This window comes from Paenibacillus oenotherae (genome assembly GCF_019443105.1).
Lineage (GTDB): Bacteria > Bacillota > Bacilli > Paenibacillales > Paenibacillaceae > Paenibacillus_Z > Paenibacillus_Z oenotherae.
Genome location: NZ_JAHZIJ010000018.1, coordinates 31,974 through 52,121, shown reverse-complemented (window position 1 = coordinate 52,121; position 20,148 = coordinate 31,974). Strand labels below are relative to the sequence as shown.

General features: G+C 51.1%; 13 protein-coding genes. All 13 read right to left on the bottom strand.

Going from position 1 to position 20,148, the window contains the following annotated elements; genetic code table 11:
• Positions 1 to 82 precede the first annotated feature (82 nt).
• Complete coding sequence (locus K0T92_RS19750; RefSeq protein ID WP_219874205.1) at positions 83 to 664, bottom strand: response regulator transcription factor; 582 nt, start codon at positions 662 to 664, stop codon at positions 83 to 85.
• Positions 630 to 2,012 carry a sensor histidine kinase gene (locus K0T92_RS19745; RefSeq protein WP_219874204.1) on the bottom strand — a complete coding sequence of 461 codons (1,383 nt, stop codon included), beginning with the start codon at positions 2,010 to 2,012 and terminating at the stop codon, positions 630 to 632. Before K0T92_RS19745 ends, K0T92_RS19750 begins: the two co-directional genes overlap by 35 nt.
• A 139-nt stretch (positions 2,013 to 2,151) precedes the next feature.
• A complete protein-coding gene (gene fabD, locus K0T92_RS19740) occupies positions 2,152 to 3,402 on the bottom strand; it encodes an ACP S-malonyltransferase (RefSeq protein WP_219874203.1) in 1,251 nt (416 codons plus the stop codon).
• A 47-nt stretch (positions 3,403 to 3,449) separates the two neighbouring features.
• Entirely contained in the window at positions 3,450 to 4,235 is a 786-nt protein-coding gene (locus K0T92_RS19735; protein ID WP_219874202.1) for a hypothetical protein, read from the bottom strand.
• Entirely contained in the window at positions 4,232 to 9,697 is a 5,466-nt protein-coding gene (locus K0T92_RS19730) for a beta-ketoacyl synthase N-terminal-like domain-containing protein (RefSeq protein ID WP_219874201.1), read from the bottom strand. Before K0T92_RS19730 ends, K0T92_RS19735 begins: the two co-directional genes overlap by 4 nt.
• Positions 9,698 to 9,725: 28 nt before the next feature.
• Complete coding sequence (locus tag K0T92_RS19725) at positions 9,726 to 12,308, bottom strand: non-ribosomal peptide synthetase (RefSeq protein WP_219874200.1); 2,583 nt, start codon at positions 12,306 to 12,308, stop codon at positions 9,726 to 9,728.
• Between the two features lie 15 nt (positions 12,309 to 12,323).
• Positions 12,324 to 12,785, bottom strand: coding sequence for a 3-hydroxyacyl-ACP dehydratase FabZ (gene fabZ, locus K0T92_RS19720; protein WP_219874199.1), 462 nt, complete (start codon positions 12,783 to 12,785; stop codon positions 12,324 to 12,326).
• Positions 12,786 to 12,888: 103 nt separating this feature from the next.
• On the bottom strand, positions 12,889 to 14,136 hold the full coding sequence (locus K0T92_RS19715; RefSeq protein ID WP_219874198.1) for a beta-ketoacyl-[acyl-carrier-protein] synthase family protein: 1,248 nt from the start codon (positions 14,134 to 14,136) through the stop codon (positions 12,889 to 12,891).
• Positions 14,126 to 15,349 (bottom strand): beta-ketoacyl-[acyl-carrier-protein] synthase family protein, encoded by a 1,224-nt coding sequence (locus K0T92_RS19710; protein WP_219874197.1) that lies wholly within the window; start codon positions 15,347 to 15,349, stop codon positions 14,126 to 14,128. The genes K0T92_RS19715 and K0T92_RS19710 overlap by 11 nt, the downstream gene beginning before the upstream one ends.
• A 4-nt stretch (positions 15,350 to 15,353) precedes the next feature.
• Positions 15,354 to 15,608 (bottom strand): acyl carrier protein, encoded by a 255-nt coding sequence (locus K0T92_RS19705; protein WP_219874196.1) that lies wholly within the window; start codon positions 15,606 to 15,608, stop codon positions 15,354 to 15,356.
• A 98-nt stretch (positions 15,609 to 15,706) separates the two neighbouring features.
• Positions 15,707 to 16,450 carry a 3-oxoacyl-ACP reductase FabG gene (gene fabG / locus K0T92_RS19700; RefSeq protein WP_343223749.1) on the bottom strand — a complete coding sequence of 248 codons (744 nt, stop codon included), beginning with the start codon at positions 16,448 to 16,450 and terminating at the stop codon, positions 15,707 to 15,709.
• Between the two features lie 52 nt (positions 16,451 to 16,502).
• A complete protein-coding gene (locus K0T92_RS19695) occupies positions 16,503 to 18,359 on the bottom strand; it encodes an ABC transporter ATP-binding protein (RefSeq protein ID WP_219874195.1) in 1,857 nt (618 codons plus the stop codon).
• A complete protein-coding gene (locus K0T92_RS19690) occupies positions 18,346 to 20,097 on the bottom strand; it encodes an ABC transporter ATP-binding protein (protein ID WP_219874194.1) in 1,752 nt (583 codons plus the stop codon). The genes K0T92_RS19695 and K0T92_RS19690 overlap by 14 nt, the downstream gene beginning before the upstream one ends.
• Positions 20,098 to 20,148: the final 51 nt, after the last annotated feature.

Sequence of the window (20,148 nt, the reverse complement as noted above, 5' to 3'; positions counted from 1 at the left end):
ACTCGCCCCATGCAGAAGCCTGGCCAAAACAAAATAGGCCCCTTCACGGAGCCAGCTGCAGTTGACATATCATTATCCCGAATCAATAAGGATTTAATTTATTCCTAATAACAGACAGCTGATTCTTGACGGTGTAGAACGACTTGTGCAGTCTGCTGGCGATCTGCTTTACCGTAAAGCCAGATTCCTTGAGCTCATAGACTTCCCTCTCCACCGAAGTGAGAATTTGCAGCTTTTTAAGTTTCTGATATCCTTTTCTGAGCGCCTCTGCCGCATCCGGATGGATGCCTGAGCCCTCCGTGACGGAGTCGCGTATCGCTTCCACCATATCTCTTATATTGGACTTGGAGATGTAATTGATCGCTCCATGCTCGAAGCAGTGCAGGATGACGTCCGTATCCACAATATTGGTCAGCATAATAATATTCGTATGCGTGAACGAGTTAATTTCTTTGACGGCTTCTATGCCGTCCATATTATTGGAACTGAGGTTGATATCCATCAATATCGTATCAATGGCATTCTCCCTCGCATAATGGACTGCATCATCCTTCGTCGAAGCGACCTTGACGATTTCGATGTCCTTCTCATTGTTCAACTCTCTGCAAATGTTCTCTACCCAAAACTCGTCATCCTCTACCAGCATTACTTTTATTCTGGTCATCTTTTCCCTCCACCTTAACCCGTCTGTCTAAAGGAAATCGCATAGTGATGGTGGTTCCTTTATTTGGTTCGCTCTTAATCGCCAGCCCCCCTCCATGCTTCTTCATCACGATAAATGCATAGCTTAATCCTATTCCATAATTGCCGTTATTAACCTGTTTGGTGGTGAATAGCGGCTTTAACACCTGCGACAAATTTTCCTTCGTAATACCAACACCATTATCGCGTATATCGAGCTGAATGAAATTTTTCGTAACGGAACAATGCAAGGTGATCTCATGGTTGCTGCTGCGCTTCGCCTCTATCGCATTCTTCAGGACGTTGGACACCGCTTCTTGAATGTGGGTCTTGTCACCGCTTAGACAGATGTTCGCTTCACTGTAAGACACCAGCGTCGAGATGCTTCGGACTGTTAATTGATCGGAATAAGAGTGGACAATATACTGCACCAATCCGATTAAATTAAAAGTCGTTTCATCAATGATAATCTCCCTCGTCTTCTCCTTCACCTTCCGGATCATATTCTCCAGATGCTCCGTCGAATTCGAGATGGATTGCAGATGTCCGATCGCTTCCGTAACCTTTTGCTCCTGCAGCAGCGTCTGTGACTTATAATTCAAGAAATTAATCTTCTCGATCTCGTTCTTGATGGAATGATTGATCATTACGGTCGCATGCGTCATAGCCGGCAGCATAGACACGGAATCGGTCGCTACTTTGTGAAGCCGCAGATGGATGCCGAGCAGACCGGTGCTGAACAGCAGAATAATCAATAGTACAAAAGATAGAAGTGTCAGCCAGGGGACTGCCTGCTCCAGATGCAGCTCTGGCGGCAAAGCATTTTGGAGCGGGTTGCAGATGAACAGGGCTGCGAGTGCGGGAAGCAGCATCAGATACAAGAAGCACCTGTCTCTCTTTCGATAGTAGCTGCCCTCTCTGCGATAAGAGAGGAACATTAGTACGCAAATACACGCAAAATACAGGATGCCCATATTAAATGCAAGATTAGTCTGCTCGATGAAAGGCCTATTGATCCAATGAGCTGCTGCCAGCAGCAGCCATGGAACCGCGAGCCACTTAAGAATAATGCTCAAATTCGGCCTGCGGAATAATTCGGAATATACAAAGCACATGGCTGTTGCACAGAAGATTGCCCCATATTTCGATAGAAGGGCTGCCCCAAGCCAGATCGGCCCAATCTCGAATGAATCATCCCATAAGTAGATAAGACCGCCAATGCTGTTGAATAGTTGAAAACGAACCATCCATCTCACTTGCTGCGAACCGGCATTGACGGCTAGTAAAATGATGACGGTAAGGATAGGTAATAGTGACGGTAACAGATTCATGAGCTCACCTTTACATCAAGAAGTAGGAGTCATTCTATTTTCATCCTGAAGTGGCGGATTGTTACGCGCAATCGTTTGCACAATAGTCGTGTTACTCCGATTATACCATGGTTTATTCCTAAATATTTGTAAACATTATTTATACAATGGCTTTATTATTTTTCATTGCATGATACATTGGTTGCAGCAGCTCTTGCTGCTCTTCTTCCGGTACTTGCTTTGTTTCCAGTACCGTGCGAAGCATAGCGACAGCTTCCTGCATTTGCCCCTCTGTCGGAGTCGCCCCCGTCTCCTCAAGCTCGGCGACCATGCCACGTATTCTGCGGTAAGGCACAACAACCTTCTCCTCATACTCCGCGTTGTTCCAGTTGCGGTTGCGCGTAGACACCGCTGCAGCGAGACATTGGATCATGACGTTCAAACGGCCGGCAGAAATATTCGGATCCACAGGTACTGCAGCAGCCCATTCTCTGAGCTTGGCCCGATCCTCTATCTTATCATAGGCATAAGCAGTCATGGAGGGGACATTCTTCTTCATCAAATTCCTCAGTACAGTCTGCGGACCGAACTCCACTACAGTCGTCACATCTTCCCAATCGAGCAATTGCATGGAATCATACCATTGGACAGCCCCTGTCATCTGCTCCGTCAAATTGCCGATAATATAGCTGCTGCTCTGATACAGCTCAGCTGTGACATTGGATATGACCGGGATCTTTATATCGGAGTAGCTATATTTACTCAGCTCCTCCTTGAGCTTCTGAGCTGCCGGAAGCATTAGCGGACTATGGAAAGGCGCGCTTACTTTCAGCGGAATGACCATTCCTCCCATTTCCTTCAGCCTCTCTCCAGCAAGCTTAACAGCCGACGACTGTCCGGAGATTACGAATTGCTCGGAGGAGTTGATATTGGACACGTCTACAATCTCCCCTGCTTTCCGCAGCGAGCTGCACACCGAGAGTATCGCGTGCAGCTCCACACCTGTCACAGCTGCCATCGCTCCGCTGCCCAGGCCCACCGCTTCCTGCATAAATTTGCCTCGTTCACGAACGATCTGAACTGCATCCGCAAAACGTACAGCCCCCGCACAAGTAAGCGCCGAGAACTCGCCCAAGCTATGACCCGCACAATAAGCCGGTTCGATTCCGAACTCTTCCAGAAACACGCTATAAGCAGCGACACTGACAGTCAGAATCGCAGGCTGTGTATTTTCTGTTCTGGTCAGCTCTTCCTTCGTGCCGTTAAAGCACAGCTCCGCCAGGTCATAGCCGAGTACATCGCTGGCTTCCTGGAACAACTTTTGTGCCAAACGATGCCCGTCATACAGCTCCTTGCCCATCCCGACATATTGCGAGCCTTGACCCGGGAACAACGCTGCATACTTCAACATGACCACCTCCACTATTCCGGTTGAATGACAATTCCGCTCTGCTCTAATTATTTCGCGATGAAAGGTGTTCCATTAGCCGATTGCACGAACGTCCAGATGACATAGCCGCCATAGAGAATCGAGATGACCCATACAACTGCCTTCTGCGCCGTGCTGGAAGCCAGTTTTCCGGCGATCACGAAAGCCAGAAGCGGGATAATCTGCAGCGCGTGCAGCCCGAAGAAGTGAGATACTCTAAGATCTCCAACGACCGTGCTCCAGTTAATGAGGAACAGCCCTTCTCCGCCATCGTCGCCTCCAACCGTGTGCTTGTTATATTTGCTCATATAGCCGCCAATACCGGAACCGATAAGGGAAATGAACAATCCGGTACGCAGCGCAAGCGCCATATAGGCCGGCATATCCAGCTTGTGCCTGATCAAATGGACGAACAGGATAATTCCCGCCACTGTAACTGCGCCAATAAAAACACCCATAATAATAAACAGAGTCAGATTCAGAGGTGAAGTGAAATTAAAATGGGAGTGCTCTCCGCGTGCCGCCTGCACCGCAATGATAATGGTCTCAATAAAGAGTCCAACAGTGCTTATATAGGACACTGCTTTGCGGACCTTCGCGCTGCTGACATATTTCATAATGGCCGCCACGCTAAAGGCATAAACGGCAATAGACAGCGCGAACTTCGTCGGTTTAAGCCAGATATTGATGCCCAGCATCAATCGTGAATCCAGTAAGATAAGTACCGCAAACACGACAGCCAGTACAAGATGAATGTAACCTGTCATGGCCAGCAAGCGGTCGCGCGCATTCAATTCTCTGATCCAATGATTCATATTTCTGCCTCCACAGTAATTGCATGCTGAGCTAATGCCTCATAGTTAATATTGGTGAATGTAACGCGGTGGTCGATCGGCTCCCATGTCTTGGAGAACAGTCCGACACATAATACAGGTTCATCCGCTGAGATGGTATAGATGGAAATCCACGCCTCAGCCGCACTGTTTCTGGTCATGAATGTGATCATCCCGTCCTTCTTCTCGATTCTGAAGCAGCTGGCCAGTTGCACAACTTGCTGCTCATAGACGAGCTGATGATTCTGATTCTCCGGACAATAAATAACCGTACTCTCCGCTCGATAATTGCCGAACAGATACTTCCTGCCACTTTCCATCTTCAGTACAAGCCCGCTATGGAAAGTGCGGCTCTGTTGATTATGAATCGCGAGCTCTAGCTCTAGTCCAAAATCTTCATGCCCATCCGGATAGATGAGCAGCTGCGGCGCATCATCGCGGACAATCCATGTATCATAGGTTTTGCTGGCCTCGTGAATGATCTCTACACTGTCATTGTCCCGCAGGATGGCAGCCTTATTGTTGTTCCTCACCACGAATTTGTCGTTCTCACTCCTGGTCTCCATGTCCCGGATCATGCTCTCCATATCCATGCCGTCAATAATTCCGATGAAACGCTCCCGGAAGGCCCGCTCCCGGCCAATATTCTCTTCCACAAGAAGCTCGATATCGGCAAATTCAAAGTTATTCTCGCCCGCTCGTTCGAACAGCTTCATCCGAATATCCGTCCACTTCCGGAACACGTCTCCCGAGATCGTCTTAATCGACTGGATCTCTTCCGCAGAAATATTGCAAAGCGACAGAAACTTGATCAGAATATCGTAATAAACAAACTTGGAGTTCGCCAAATAAGCGACGCCCTTGCATCTGTATACATGTCTCTGAGTCTCAATCTCTTTCATCAATTCCTGTTCGAGGTATGTAATGGTCGAGCTGCCATCATTAATCTCTTTCATTAATGTGTTATGCTCTGCCAGTGCATGCAGGTAAGTGAACGGCTTGACCTTCTGCTGCCCCTTCCTCAAAGTCCAGAAATATTGATACGGCAAATTCGGGAACAGATGCTTGAAATAGAGACGGCTCATCGCATACATATCACTGCAGCGAACCGTGAAATCGCGATACAGCGCCGTAGCTCCGCCATCAATATGCATATTGTCGAGTATGAAATAAATATTGCGGTCCAGATCATAGCCTTTGATGATGAAATAATGCTCATGCGGCTCCTGCAAATAGTTGGCGTTATAGACAAGGCCGAACAGATCGCCGGGAACAAGCAGCGAGAAGCCGCTGTTGAGCTCCTTGCGGATCTTGTCATGAAAGTCCTCTTCGCTCGTAAATTGCAGCTCCACCATCTCAATGCCCAGCTTGCCCTTCAGCCCGGTCCGATCCAGACAAGGAGTAATCGGTTCCCACGGCTTCGTGAATGGCTCGAACATCATCGCAGAAGACATATTAGGCAGAAATGTAGTGAAGAAAGTCGAATAGAACAGGAACAGCTCGTAGTTGCCGGAATGAAAGGATTCAAACTGAATCGCAACAGGCTTGAAGAAGCAGTTAAGCTGCTCCCAATTGTAGGTGTCTTCGTTCCCTACTATCGTGTCAATGACCTTCAAACTTCTCGCTTTATCCTGCTTGCCATCCATATCAAGCGCTTCGATTCGCAGATCAGGATGCTCCTCCTGAATGCGTGCGGCCACTTCGAATACAGTCTGATGAGCGATGATATCTGCAACCTTCACAGGGATATGGCTGTTATTCATCGTTGAAGCAACATTAACGGCAATGATCGAATCTCCGCCCAGCTCATGAAACGGATCATAGATATCGATTTCATGCAGCCCAAGCACTTCGCCCCAGATCTGTCCCATATGCTGCTCCAGCGGAGTATAGTTTTTGTCCGGTCTCCCTTTCAGCTCCACCTTCACCCGCTCACGTTCTACTACCGGAAACTCGGCTGCTGAAGCCACTTCGTTGTAGACATCCGTCTGCTTAAATGATGTGATGATCTGCTCGCTCAACTGAATCGGCAGATGGGCGTCTAAGAGCGACATGTCCACCTGTTCATTCAACTCGGCAATAACAATATTCGTCAGCTTCCTGTTCAATACAGCCTCGAAGCAATTCATAGCCTTGGCGGTCTCTATGGCCTTGAACACATTCTGCTTCTGGTGGAATTGATGCTCGACTGCCATCCCCGCTTCCTTCCATGCTGGCCAGTTGATGGACAGAGTCCGGCGGCCGCGCTGCTGCCGGTAACCGGCATAAGCATCCATGAAGGCATTGGCCGCTGTATAATCGGACTGCCCGGCTCCGCCGAATACCCCTGCAATCGAGGAATACATCACAAAGAAATCCAGCGGATCATTCTCTGTCAGGCGATCCAGCACCCAGGTTCCTTGCACCTTGGGCCGCAGAACATCGAAGAATACGGACTCCTCCTTCTGCATGACAATACCGCTGCCAGCTACTCCTGCACTGTGAATAACGCCCCGAATCGGGCCGAATGATTCACGCAGATCATCCAGTAAAGCGCTCATGGCAGCATAGTCGGCAATATCCGCACTATAGGCAACGACGCGAGCTCCCAACGCTTCAATTTCCATCATATCTCTAATTTTGCCGACCACACGCGCATCCTGTCCGTCCGCCAGCAGCGCTTCCCATTGGCTGCGATCCGGCATGGCTGAACGGTTGATCAAGGCGATGTTCACGTTCGACTTGCCGGCCAAATATTTGGCGGTCTCAAGGCCAAGTCCCCCCGTTCCGCCCGTAATGACGTATATGCCATCACTGTGAATCTGCACAGGGTCGCTAGCAGTGCGGTTAAGTCCGGCATGCTGGAACTGCTGCACATATCTGCGCCCATCCCGATACGAAACGGTGGAGGCTAGATCGCGCAGTCCCAGCTCCTTCATCCATACGGATACAGGTGTATGCTCATCGATATCCAGGCCTTTGCATTTGAGCTGAGGATATTCTTGCCGCAGCACTTTGCCAAGACCGAGCAAACTCGCATACTGCGGACTAAGCTCCTGCTCCAGATTCGTAACGGCATGCACCTGCTGCGCCACAACGACAAGCTCGATATCACCCTGAATCGCCTGGTTCATCAATGCTTTCGTCAGGAAGAACAGACTGCGAACGCCGTAGTGCTGGCTCTCTTGCAGGCTGGCCAGATCATCCAATCGTCCATCCCCGCGCAGTGAGAGCAGATGAACAATCTGCAGCGAGGCTCTAATGCCAAGATCGGCTATCAGGCGCTTGTAATCTTCCTCGTCTTCCCTGATCGTATATCGATTGCCATCCTGCTTCTCATAGCGATCACCGGATTCAACTGTAATAACTCTGATTCCGTCCTCGGACAGTTTTCTTTGCACTTCATCTCCGAGACCTTGACGATCCATGAATACCAACGCCGTTTTGGCTGCCGCCGGATGCGGAGATACGGCCAAATTCTGCTGCATCCATTTCGCCTCATAGAAGATCCCGTCCTTAATACCCTCCGATACCTCGGGAATGTCAATCCAGCAGCGATTGCGTTCGAACGGATACGTAGGCAGGCTGACCTTGCTCCGCTTCTGCCCCTTGTACAGCTCCTCCCAGTTCACTTCAGCCCCTTGTACATAATACTGGGCCAGCTGCAGGAGCAATCGTTCTCCAATGCCTTCAGAGAACTCTGGAATACCGCTAAGAACACCATCCGCCTCAGCGCTCCATCTTCGCTTGTCCTGCTCCGTTACTTCCTGCGGCTCCGCTGCACGCTGCGATACTGTCTTATGATAGCCGTACAACAGGCCATTGTGATGCCCGGCATCCAGCCCAGCATGCGCAGCAGCTTCCAGCTTCCCGGCCAGATCCTCCGCATCCCATGCAATAACAGCCAGACGGTATTGGTAATGTCCGCGGCCAGTGTTGGCAGTGAAGCATAAATCATTGAAGCCCGGTGAACGTTCGGAGCGGAGCAGCTTCACGTAGTCGCTTATTAAATGCTTCAGCGAATATTCGCTCTTGGCCGACAATGCGAACAACTGCGGATAATCGGCATACGCAATGGAGCTTTGCTGTTCAGGCGCTTCCTCAAGCACAACATGACAGTTCGTGCCGCTAAGGCCAAATGCGCTGACTCCGCATCTTCTCGGCAGCCCGCCGGTATCCCAAGGCACAAGTCTCCTATTGACGTAGACAGGCGAGCTCTCGAAGGAGATCTCCCGGTTCGGCTTCACAAAATGAAGGGAGGGCGGCAGTTGTTTATGCTTGAGCGACAAGACGGCTTTCAATAGTCCTGCTATGCCAGCCGCATGATCCAGATGGCCAATATTCGTCTTCAGCGCGCTTATGGCGCAGAACTGCTTCCTGTCTGTATACCGGGCGAAAGCCTGCTGAATCGCTTTGATCTCGATGGGATCACCCAGTCTGGTGCCAGTACCATGCGCCTCCATATATGTAATCGTCTCCGGATCCACACCGGCATCCTGCCACGCCCTGACAATAACATCCTCCTGCGCTTCGGGATTCGGCACCGTAATGCCGAGTGATTCGCCATCCTGATTAATCGCGCTGCCCTTGATGACAGCATAGATATGATCTCCGTCCTCGATTGCTTGGCCAAGCGGCTTCATGAGCACCGATACAACACCTTCGCCGCTGCCTGTGCCGTCCGACTCATCATCGAATGTTCTTGCTTTCTCAATTGAAGATTCGAAGCCCACCTTAACCGCATCAGCCACCGGTACGAGATTGATCTTCACGCTTCCGGCAATCGCCATGTCGCATTCCTTGTTGCGCAATGATTGGCAGGCAAAGTGAAGTGCAACGAGAGAAGAAGAACAGGCCGTATCCATGACAACGGATGGTCCCCTCAGATTGAGCAAATTCGATATCCGGCTTGGTATGATAGCAGGCAGATTGCCGGCAACCGATATCGACAGTGAAGCAGGCTCCACCTCATTGATGATCCGTTGGTAATTATATTCACCCATGCTTGTATAACCGAGGAATACGCCTGTTCTGCTGCCCGCTATTCTTTTGCCGCCATACCCGGCATCCTCAATCGTCTTCCAGGCAGATTCGAGAAACAGCCGTTGATTCGGGTCCATAAGACCGACCTCTTTGGGCGACAAGCGAAAGAAACGATAATCAAACTGTGCAATATCCTCCAGATAGGCTGCACTGCTGTAGGCCGTTTGGCCGCCTGGCTTGCGCATATACTTCAGATAGCTGTCGATATCCCGTTGTCTTCCCTCCGGGAAGGGGCGAACGCAATCCCTGCCTTGCTGCAAATTATGCCAGAATTGACCGGCATCCTCCGCCATCGGCAGATTAGCCGAAATGCCAATGATGGCAATATCATTAACAGCCGTCTCAAAGCTTACTTCCTCGATCCCTTCATCCATGTCCTCATCCAGCTGTCCGATATCAAAGTTTAACAAATCCTGGAGCAAGGTCTCTCCTCCTCTCCTTATGCATCTATCATTTATAAGTTTCTACAAACCCTTTGAGCAGTTTCACATAGCGGTTGAACCATGCTTTCATCCTGGCTCCATTCATCCGCTTCTGATTAAAGTCGAAATAAATTCTGTCATGACGCTCACTCGTGGCCAGTGCCAGATCGAATGTCCGGAAGGGGTCGATCGCATCGTCCAGCAGGTGCTTCCTATAGAACACCGGGATACAATCATACTCCCCTTTAGCTGGCTTCACGCGGCTCAACTGGGCGGCAGGAATTCCCGCATTACCGTTATTGCGCCGTTGGCCCTGCACCCTCTGCATCAGGTCGGTCAAGCTGGATATTCCGGCAAGCGCAACGTCAACAGGCACGATCACTCCATCCCCGTTCAGCAGCGACGGAACCGACACTTGGCTGCTGCCGGACATCTCCGCGATCATATAGATATAGAGCGTCAAATAAATATCCGTCTGCTCGATCCCCTGCTCTTGCGCAATCCGCGACAATTGGGTGAGCATCGCTTGCTCAACCGCATATTGATAGACGACTTTCTTCTCCGAAAGCAGCGCACCTTCCCCATTCCCGTAATAGTCCGGGGACAGTGGCAATGACTGCAGCACGACAGAATCAAGCGCAGTTGCCGATACAGACTTGGCGATAAACTGCGCCAGCTTGGCGATGCTGGGATAGGTGAACATGTCTGTTACGGTGACTATATTCGGATAGACAACATCAACCTGCGCATAGATCTGATTGATCTGTATGGAGGTGCCGCCATGATCGAAGAAGCTGTCATCCATTCCGATCCCCTCTGTTTCCAGCACTCCGGAGCAGATCTGCAGGAGCTTCTCCTCAATTTCATTGGTCGGAAGCGAGATCTCCCTCTGCTGCGTCTGTGCCTGAGCCATCGCTCCAAGCTCCTCCAGCACCCTCGCATATTCGCCGGCCTGGTAACTATCTCTCAGCTTATAGCGCTGAACCTTGCCGCTTGTTGAGCGCGGAATGCTTTTGACCGGGATGACCTCATGCACTTCAAGCCCCATTCCTCTTCCGATATGCTGCTTCAATTCGGCGGCTACCTTCACGAACGTGTCCAGCTCGCCCAGATGAAATACGAACATGACAATATCGTCCTTGTTCGTCTCCTGATTCTGCACGCCGCACACCGCAACCTTGCCGAGCTCGACCCCTTCGACACCCTCCGCCACTTTCTCAATATCATGCGGATAGTAATTCTTGCCATTGACGAAAATGATATCCTTCAACCGGCCTGCTACGACAAGGCGGCCTCCGGTCATGAAGCCAGTATCCCCCGTATGGAGCCAGCCATCGCCAGCCATCGCCTTGTCCGTCGCTTCTTGATTCTTGTAATACCCTGAGGTGACATTCTTGCCCTTGATCTGGATGTATCCCAGGTGCTCCTCCGGCAATTGACGATTGTTCTCATCACAGATGCGAATATCGCAATCCTGAAGGGGAGCGCCTACTTCAACGAAATGAAGAGCAGATGGGGAATGCGGATCGGATACAAGCTTGACCTGCTCGCCCACATTGAAAGCTTCTCGTTCCACGGAGACGGTCACGAACTCATCCTCCAGAGAGGACAAGGTGACGCACACTGTCCCTTCGGCAAGGCCGTAGACCGGCAGCATCGCAGATTTGCGAAGCCCATAAGCGTTCATAATGTCCAGGAAGCGGTGGCATACATCGGCAGAAATCGGCTCCGCGCCATTGCATATAAACCGGACATGGGATAAATCCCAGCCTTCACCATACTCAGGCTTGAAGTAATCCAAGAAATATTTGTAGCCGAAATTGGGCGAAGCGAGAATGGTAATCTTATGCTCATTGGCCTTCTTCATCCATAACACCGGATTGCGGATAAACAGCAATGTTGGCATCATATATTGATTGTAAGCATCGACAAGAGGCGTGATATGCAGCGCTATAAGGCCCATATCATGGGTGAGCGGCATCCAGTTAAGCAAGCGGTCATCCGGCAGCGTCCGGCAGCCCGTATTCAGCGCATTCGCATTGCTGAGCACATTGCCGTGAGTGAGCATAACGCCTTTGGGATCTCCCGTAGATCCAGATGAGAACTGGATAAAGGCCAGATCGTCCAGCCCCGTCGGATGAATGATTCCTTCTGGACCAGACTGGGACATATCATCAAGAAACAGCGTTCGCTTGCCAATCGCCGCGATGTCTTCAGCAAGGCCATTACGCTTCGAGAAGTTCTCCAGCATTCTGTAGATTGAGCGGGCAGTGACCAAGTAAGGTTCCTCGATTAAGCTCCAGATCCGGAACATCTTCAGCTTATGCTCGTCATTCGTGCCGACAGTGAGAGGCACCGGTATGAAGCCGCCCAATATGCACGCCCAGAACATATAAACAAATGATTCATTGTCATCAATCTGATAGATCAGCTTCTGCCCCGGCTCCATGCCCGATTGCTGGAGGTGATGCAAATAACTCAAGGCCCTCTCATACAGCTGCTTGTAAGAAACAACTTTCTCTTCCTGAGGGCCTGTTATGAATGTAATTCCTTTATCTTCTATCCGTTGATTCGCAACTAACGCTTCCGACAAGCTGCTATATCTACTCATTCCAGCCACCCTTGATTATGATGAAATAGCTGCATTAGCCCTCGCTGCAGCAAAGGTCAATTCCGCCTTCGCAACAATTGTTCCGTCCACAACAGCCTCTGCTTCTACGATTCCGCCCGTTCCTACCATTTTCAATACCTTGCACACGTAACGCACCTGATCACCAGGTACAACCGGCTTCAGGAAGCGGCTCTTGACAGCTGTGAGATAAAAGTTCGTGTTCGGGTCGTCCAGCTCAGGGCGCGATATCTTGAATAGAAGAATACAGGCCTGCGCCATCCCTTCGTTCAACAGCACACCCGGATAGATCGCCTTGGAGGGGAAATGGCCGGGGAACATCCATTCATTGCCGCTAATATTTTTGAGGCATACGATAGACTCTCCTGCTGCGATATTCTCGATGGTATCTATGAGAACGAATGGATACGCCTGCGGCAGCATCTCTTTTACTTCATCAAACGAATATTTAGTTTTCATAATATTCTCCTTTTATTGAACTTTTTATATAACGAGTACTATTTTCCACTATATGAAAGAGGGAGTATTCGAAAGTCGAATACTCACACTCACCGTCAAGCTATTAAACCGCTGACCGTATAACGACGGCACTGGATGCGCCGAATATATCCTGTGCCGATATCAGCACAGTGCCGTCTTGCTTGTTGTTCCACGCTCTTGCCGAGCTGCGGATTCCGGCTATCGCAGGGACTGCCTCTTGCGGTGTCTCGTATCCAGGTGTCGCTGGAATAACCGAACGCTGAATCGCGCCGATCGCAGCGATCGTCTGGAAGATGCCGCTGGCGCCATAGCATTCGCCGATCGTTGCCTTAACCGCGCTTACCGGTACATCAGGCTGGCTCGCGAATACGCTGTTCAAAGCGATTGCTTCAGCAGCATCCTGCTCCCGAACGCCGCTAGCGCCTGCTATGACCAGTTCAACATCATCCGCTGTCAGTCCGCCAAGCCGCAGTGTATTGTTCATCGTTCTGGCCAGTCCCGCAGCCCGCTTCTCCGGTGACGGGTCAGCTACGAAGGAGCTGGACCAGGACACGATCTCCGCGAGAATCTTTGCTCCGCGAGCCAGCGCATCTGATTGGCGTTCCAGAACGATAGCGCCGGAGCCCTCAGACGGAAGCCAGCCGGTGCTGCTTTCGTCGAATGATTTGCCAGCGTTCTCAGGCGACTGCTTGGACAATACGTTCGCATTGTCGTATACCCACAGAACGCGCGAATTGATCTCTTCAACACCACCGACAACGACATACTTGGCACGGCCCTTGCGCAATAGATTGCACGCATAGCCCAGCGCATCCAGACCGCCGCATTGTCCGTTGGCGATCGTCGTGTTCGCTGCCCGCGATTGAATTCTAATCGCCAGATAGGAGGCTGGCGCATTCGTCAGCGTGTTGGGCGCATCCATCGGACTTACCGACTTTGGACCATCCGTAATGGCCGTATAGTCATAATCGATTCTAACTTGTGTACAGGCATGGTTCGTGCTTACGACAACAGCCAGATCATCCGGATTGGGCAGCTCTTCCTCGAATCCCGCCCCCTTGAGAGCGAGGACGGAGGAGCCGAGCAAATACTGTGCGCTTGGCTTCATGAACTGCATCCCCTTCTTCCCCAGCAGCGGAACCGGATCCCAGCCTTCAATCTTGTTGCCATAGACCGGTCCTTGCACATGAGCGGAGAGCTCTTCATCAAGCAGGCTGCGAACATTCGCGCCGCTCTCGATGGAGGACCACAGCTGTTCAATATCAAGTCCATAAGGAGAAACGGCGCCAAGACCAGTTACTACAATAGGATCATCCGATTTATGCAACATGGTTGACCTCCCCAAGGACGATGATGGATATATTGCCGCCGAAGGCGAACGCGTTGCTCACAATAATTTTGACCGGATGCTCGACCGCCTTGTTAGGCACAATGTTCTTCACGCACTCCGGATCAGCTTCCTCGTAGTTGACGGTTGGAGGGAGCATCGACTTCTGAATAGCAAGCGAGCATGCGACTGCTTCAATCGCGCTTGCCGCGCCCATCGTATGACCCATCATGCCCTTGATCGAGCTGACAGGAATCTCATCGGCCAACTCGCCGAAAATGTTGCGGATCGCCTGGGATTCTGTCGCATCATTTGCTTTGGTGCCTGTGCCGTGGGCGCTGATGTAGGAAACTTGTCCGGACGTCAGCCCGGCATCCGCAAGCCCGCTGTTTATCGCCAGCGCAGCTCCCATTCCTTGCGGATGGGGAGCAGTCGGATGATGCGCATCACAGGCCAGGCCATAGCCAAGCAGCTCGGCATAGATCGTCGCTCCGCGGCTGATGGCATGATCCATATCCTCCAGCAGAATAACTGCTGCTCCTTCGCTGACCATCGTACCTTTCCGATTCTTCTCGAAAGGCTGGCATACTTCCGGCGCAAGCGCTCCAAGCCGATTGAACACGGAGTAGCACGCCCGGGAGATCGCATCGGAGCCGCCAACAAGAGCAGCATCTACCAAGCCGTCACGAATGAGGTCGCTCCCCCAGCTAATCGCATAATTGCCCGCAGCGCATGCTGTCGGAACCATCAGGCACGGTCCCTCTGCACCCAGCTCCGTAGCTACTGCAGCCGATATATAAGCCTCCGGCATGTGCGCGACCAGATTCGCAGCCAGCGCGCCCGTTCCTTCCACGCGGATATCGTTGTTGTCTTCAACAACCGAAATATTGCCCATTGTTGTTCCGATACAAACGCCGACCCGATCGGCTCCGAGCTCGTCGATGTTCAGTCCGGAATCCTCCAGCGCCATTCTGGCCGCAGCAGCGGCAAGCTGCGTCGTCCTTGGCGTTTCCGCCGGATTCAGCTGTTTCAGATAGCTGCGCGGATCAGCATCACGAACTTCTCCGCCATTATGTGTATCGAAGATCGACACATCGAATGCTTCGATTCTGGCTGTTCCTACATGACCTTCACACAGATTGCCCCAGAACACATCATGACCGGAACCGATTGGCGACAACACACCTAGTCCTGTAATGGCAATTCTTCTTGTCATCGGATTATACGCTCGCTTTTTCCGTGCCAAGAATCTGATTCACGACACGCGCAACATCGTTCAACGTTACGAATTCAGTCAAATATTCCTCAGGGATGCTGATCTTGAACGCCTTCTCGATACGCACGACCATCTCCAGGGAAAGCATGGAATCGATACCCAGATCGTTCACGAACTCATCGCTGTCGTTAAACTCATCAATCTCAATAATCGCAGCAATAATACCTTTCAGTTCCTCTTTCACTTGTTGTTCAGTCATTATTTTCTTCCTCCCGATTTTGGTTTTTTTATATTTGATAGATATATCAATGGATATATCTTCAATAACTGAATGAATTTCTTTACTAGCGAGACTGCCTAGGCGCTTAGACCTCCGTCGATAACAATAACGCTGCCGTTAATGTAGCTGGCATCCGGCGACAGCAGGAATCGAATGGTGTTCGCTACTTCCTCCGGTGTTCCGGGTCTGCCGGCTGGTATCGTCAGATTCACCTTTTCTCTCGTCGCTTCCTTCATCTCATCCCACATGTCGGTCTTGATATAGCCAGGAGCAACAGCATTCACGGTAATGCCAAACTTGCCGACTTCATTGGCAAGCGTTCTTACCATTCCGATCTGCCCTGCTTTGGTAGCGGAATAGTTCACCTGGCCAGGTGTGCCGATCAGTCCGCTGACAGAGCTGACGACGACGATCCGGCCGGAACGCTGCTGAATCAAGCCATAGACCGATGCCCGCGCATAATTGAAAGTCCCCTTGAGATTCGTCGAAATGACATCATCCCAATCGTTCTCTGCCATCATGACAAGGAGCTTGTCGCGGTTGATGCCAGCATTAAGCACAACACCATCCAGACCGCCAAGCGCTTCCTTCACACTTTCTATCGTCTGCTTCGCCTGTGCATAATCCTCTGCATCAGCGAGAAAGGATACCACCTTGCCGCCCCCCAGCTTGGCCGCTTCGGCAACAACCTCTTCGGCAGCCTCCTGATTGCTGCGGTATGTAAATGCGACATCCGCTCCGGCTTCCACCAGAGAAAGCACAGTAGCGCGCCCAATCCCGCGGGAACCGCCTGTAACGAGAAACTTTTGACCTTGCAACACAACCAACACCTGCCCTTTATCAATTTACTTATGAACTCGTTTGTGACAGCCCCTAGGCTCTTTCGGCTTCATCCTTAGCGAACAGGAGAGAGTCCCTTGACCTTGAGCCCGCCTCCTTGGAGAATTGAAGCGTGCATAACTGGTGATACAATCCATGGGCCCCATAGAGACTGTCATGATTGCCCTGCTCCACCACTTTGCCCTCGTCAACAACATAAATGATGTCTGCATTCTTAATTGTCGATAACCGATGCGCGATGACCAGTGTCGTGCGGTTCTCCATGAGGCGATTGATCGCCTGCTGCACCAATTGCTCAGACTCCGAATCGAGCGCTGATGTCGCTTCGTCCAGCAGCAGTATAGGGGCATTCTTGAGCAGCGCCCGCGCAATGGCGATCCTTTGCTTCTGCCCGCCGGACAGCTTCGCCCCCCGCTCGCCGATCATCGTCTCGTACCGATCCGGCAGGCTCTCAATAAACGCATGAATATGCGCGGACTGAGCAGCTTGCACAACTTCCTCCATGGAGGCATCCGGCTTGCCGAGCCTGATGTTGCTCGCAATCGTGCCATGGAACAGATAGGTATCCTGCGGCACGTACATCATGGAATCCCTGAGTTCTGCCAGGGAATACTGTTCCATCCGCTGACCCGCGATCGTAATCTGCCCTTCGCCGGGCGGGTAAAATCCAAGCAGCAGCTTCATGACCGTGCTTTTGCCGCCCCCGCTCGAGCCAACGAGCGCAGCCATCTCCCCGCGCCCAATCGACATATTCAAACCTTGCAGAATCGGCTTGTCCTGCTCATAGCCGAACGCAACCCCGTCGAATTGAATCATCGCAGCCTTGCCGGATTCCGCTGCAATGCCCGCTGCGTATCCTGCTTCGTCTCCCGCGACCAGCCTCTCAGGCTCCACCGGTTCGTTCAACAGCTCGGTTATGCGTCTAACGCCCGCAGCAGAAGTTTGGAACTGGGTTAAAATTCTGCCAAGATCCAGAAAAACCATACTGACGCTTAATTGCAGCTGGACAAGAGCAACAATGACACTAATCTCGATCCAACGATTGGCTACCATCCAGACACCGATCAGAATAATGCCTCCGAAGTTCAAGAATCCGAGAAAATAATTGGTCGCCTCCAGATGCCCGCTCTTGCGTCCATGCCTGATGGAGGTCGCAGTCAGTTCGCCATTAACGGAAGCGTACTTGCTGTTAAACCGACCGGACAGGCCGAACATCCGAATGGTGAGCAGACCTGTCAGCATGTCTGTTGCCTGCTCGGTAAGCCGTCCCAGCTTGTGCTGGATCGAATCACTCAGCTGCCGCAGCGAACGGGAGAATGCGGCAACCGACACAATCGATAGCACTGTAATACCGACCAGCACTAAGGCGATTCGCGCGTCGAGCAGGAACATGGCTGCAAGCCCGGAAACACTCATCATTGCCATATAAGCGAGCGAGCGAATCTGAGTAAGGAATACATCCTCAATAATCTGGACATCGTTTGTCAGCCTGCTCATTACATCTCCGCTATGCCGTTTCTCGAAGTAAGAAACCGGGAAAATGCTGAGCCGCTCGAACAGCTGAAGCTTCAAACGGGTCATGAGCGTCTTGACGCTTTTCTTGTAGAGATAGCCGAAGAAAGGCGACAGTACAGCTAGTATCACTACGGCAGTACAGACGATTGCAATCGCACTCGCAAGCGAGGATTGATCCCGGTTGATGGATGTTTCAATCAAGTTCTTGAAGACGAAAGCGAGCAGAATTTGCAGGCTTACACTTGCGCCGCAATCACCGAGCACACCAATGAGATACCGCCATTTGTTAAGCTTCAACAAGGAGAGCATGCGGACCGCTTCATGATCCTTCCAGTTAGCGAACAATCCAATACGCTCCTTCTTAGCCAATTTCAATAAGATCTCCCTGATCATGCGATAAGGACTCTGCAACTAGCTTGCGGTACAACCCGTCCTGCTTCAAAAGCTGCTTATGGGTCCCTCGCTCGACCAGACGGCCTCCATCCAGCACCAGAATCTCATCCGCTTCCGCAATTGTCGATAAGCGATGTGCGATCATAAGCACGGTACGGCCTTTCATCCAACGTCCCAGCGCCTCCTGAACGAGCAACTCGGACTGGGTGTCCAGTGCGGAAGTCGGTTCGTCGAGCAGCAGAATAGGCGCATCCTTCAAGATCGCCCGGGCTATAGCGAGCCGCTGCTTCTCCCCGCCTGAGAGATTGGCCCCGCGCTCTCCGACAAAGGATTCATAGCCCTTCTCCAGCGCTATGATGAATTCATGCGCATTCGCCATCTTGGCCGCCTTCACAATATCCGCCATCGTCGCTCTGGCATTGCCATATGCAATATTCTCCGCGATTGTGGCGGGGAACAAGTAAGTATCCTGTGATACGAGCGCAATCTTGCTTCGGAGCTCATCGAGCTGCAATTGTCTCAGCTGCTGGCCATAAAGCTTGACTTCCCCTTCTTGCTGCTCATAGTAGCCGCAGAGCAATTTGAATATGGTGCTTTTGCCGCTGCCGCTCGGACCAACCAGTGCAAACGTTTGCCCTAGAGGCAGTGTGAAGCTCACATGATCGAGAATCCGGGATCCTTCGCTGTATTGGAATGATACGCCAGCGAACTCGACAACAGCTTCAGCGGCTTCATTCGGCTTTAGCACATCGCTGCCTGTAGGCTCAACCGGATGATCCAGAATCTCAAACATCCGCCCCGCAGCACCCGACGCTTCCTTCGAGCTGAAGATCAGATCAGGAATAACCGCAACCGACATCCCGATATGGAACAGCAAGTAGATGAATAGGATGAGATCACTGACTCCAATCTCTCCTTGAACAGCCATATATCCTCCATACACAACACAAAGGATAACCGGGGTCATCTGCAGGAAAATAGTTAACGGACTTAGCCAGGCACGCCGCTTCTCCACTTCTACAGCTTTGCTCAAGGCTTCATTCATAATCGTCTCGTATTGCTGTACAATACGGTCTCTCGCATTGAATGCCTTGACGATTGACATGCCGCCAATCGTATCGTGAAGCACCGCATTTCCCTCGCCCAGATGCTCTTGCAGCTGCTTGACATGCCGCTCGATCGGCTTGGTGATCATATGGCTGGCAATAATCGCTATCGGTGTCAGCAAAGTCGTAATCAGCACGAGCTGCCAATTAATAAATGCCAGTACAATAATTGCGCTTATAAAAACAAGCGGATGGTAGATCAAATTAGCAAATTTATGAGTAAAATAGTTCTGGACTACATAGGTATCGTTCGTCATGCGTGCGATGATATCGCCGGTCTGACGGTTCTCGATCGCCTCTACAGCTGTTTTCTGCAGATGCTGCGTCAGCGCGTTCCGAATCGACTCCAGACTTTTGGCGCTGAACTTTACCGAGCTGAATTTGGCGATATACTTGAACAGAACCCCGCAAACAACTGCACCGAACACCATAATCATGTGACGGAAAAGCTCGCTGTAATTCTGATCAATCGCATCATTCGTTAACACTTTAATAAAATAAGCGATAAAAATATCAATTCCGACAATAACCAGCGATGCAGCTACTGCGAAAAATGCCCACAGCCTGAATGGCTTAACAAAAAACAGCAATCTCCAGAAAACGCCATGTTTCAACTCAGTTAACCTCTCGTTTTTTGCCATATTTTGCAGAAAGATTACTTTCCG

Excerpts from the sequence above, each read along its gene's own strand:
- K0T92_RS19750 (WP_219874205.1), bottom strand. The coding sequence starts at position 664 with ATGACCAGAATAAAAGTAATGCTGGTAGAGGATGACGAGTTTTGGGTA.
- K0T92_RS19745 (WP_219874204.1), bottom strand. The coding sequence starts at position 2,012 with ATGAATCTGTTACCGTCACTATTACCTATCCTTACCGTCATCATTTTA.
- fabD (WP_219874203.1), bottom strand. The coding sequence starts at position 3,402 with ATGTTGAAGTATGCAGCGTTGTTCCCGGGTCAAGGCTCGCAATATGTC.
- K0T92_RS19735 (WP_219874202.1), bottom strand. The coding sequence starts at position 4,235 with ATGAATCATTGGATCAGAGAATTGAATGCGCGCGACCGCTTGCTGGCC.
- K0T92_RS19725 (WP_219874200.1), bottom strand. The coding sequence starts at position 12,308 with ATGAGTAGATATAGCAGCTTGTCGGAAGCGTTAGTTGCGAATCAACGG.
- fabZ (WP_219874199.1), bottom strand. The coding sequence starts at position 12,785 with ATGAAAACTAAATATTCGTTTGATGAAGTAAAAGAGATGCTGCCGCAG.
- K0T92_RS19715 (WP_219874198.1), bottom strand. The coding sequence starts at position 14,136 with ATGTTGCATAAATCGGATGATCCTATTGTAGTAACTGGTCTTGGCGCC.
- K0T92_RS19710 (WP_219874197.1), bottom strand. The coding sequence starts at position 15,349 with ATGACAAGAAGAATTGCCATTACAGGACTAGGTGTGTTGTCGCCAATC.
- K0T92_RS19705 (WP_219874196.1), bottom strand. The coding sequence starts at position 15,608 with ATGACTGAACAACAAGTGAAAGAGGAACTGAAAGGTATTATTGCTGCG.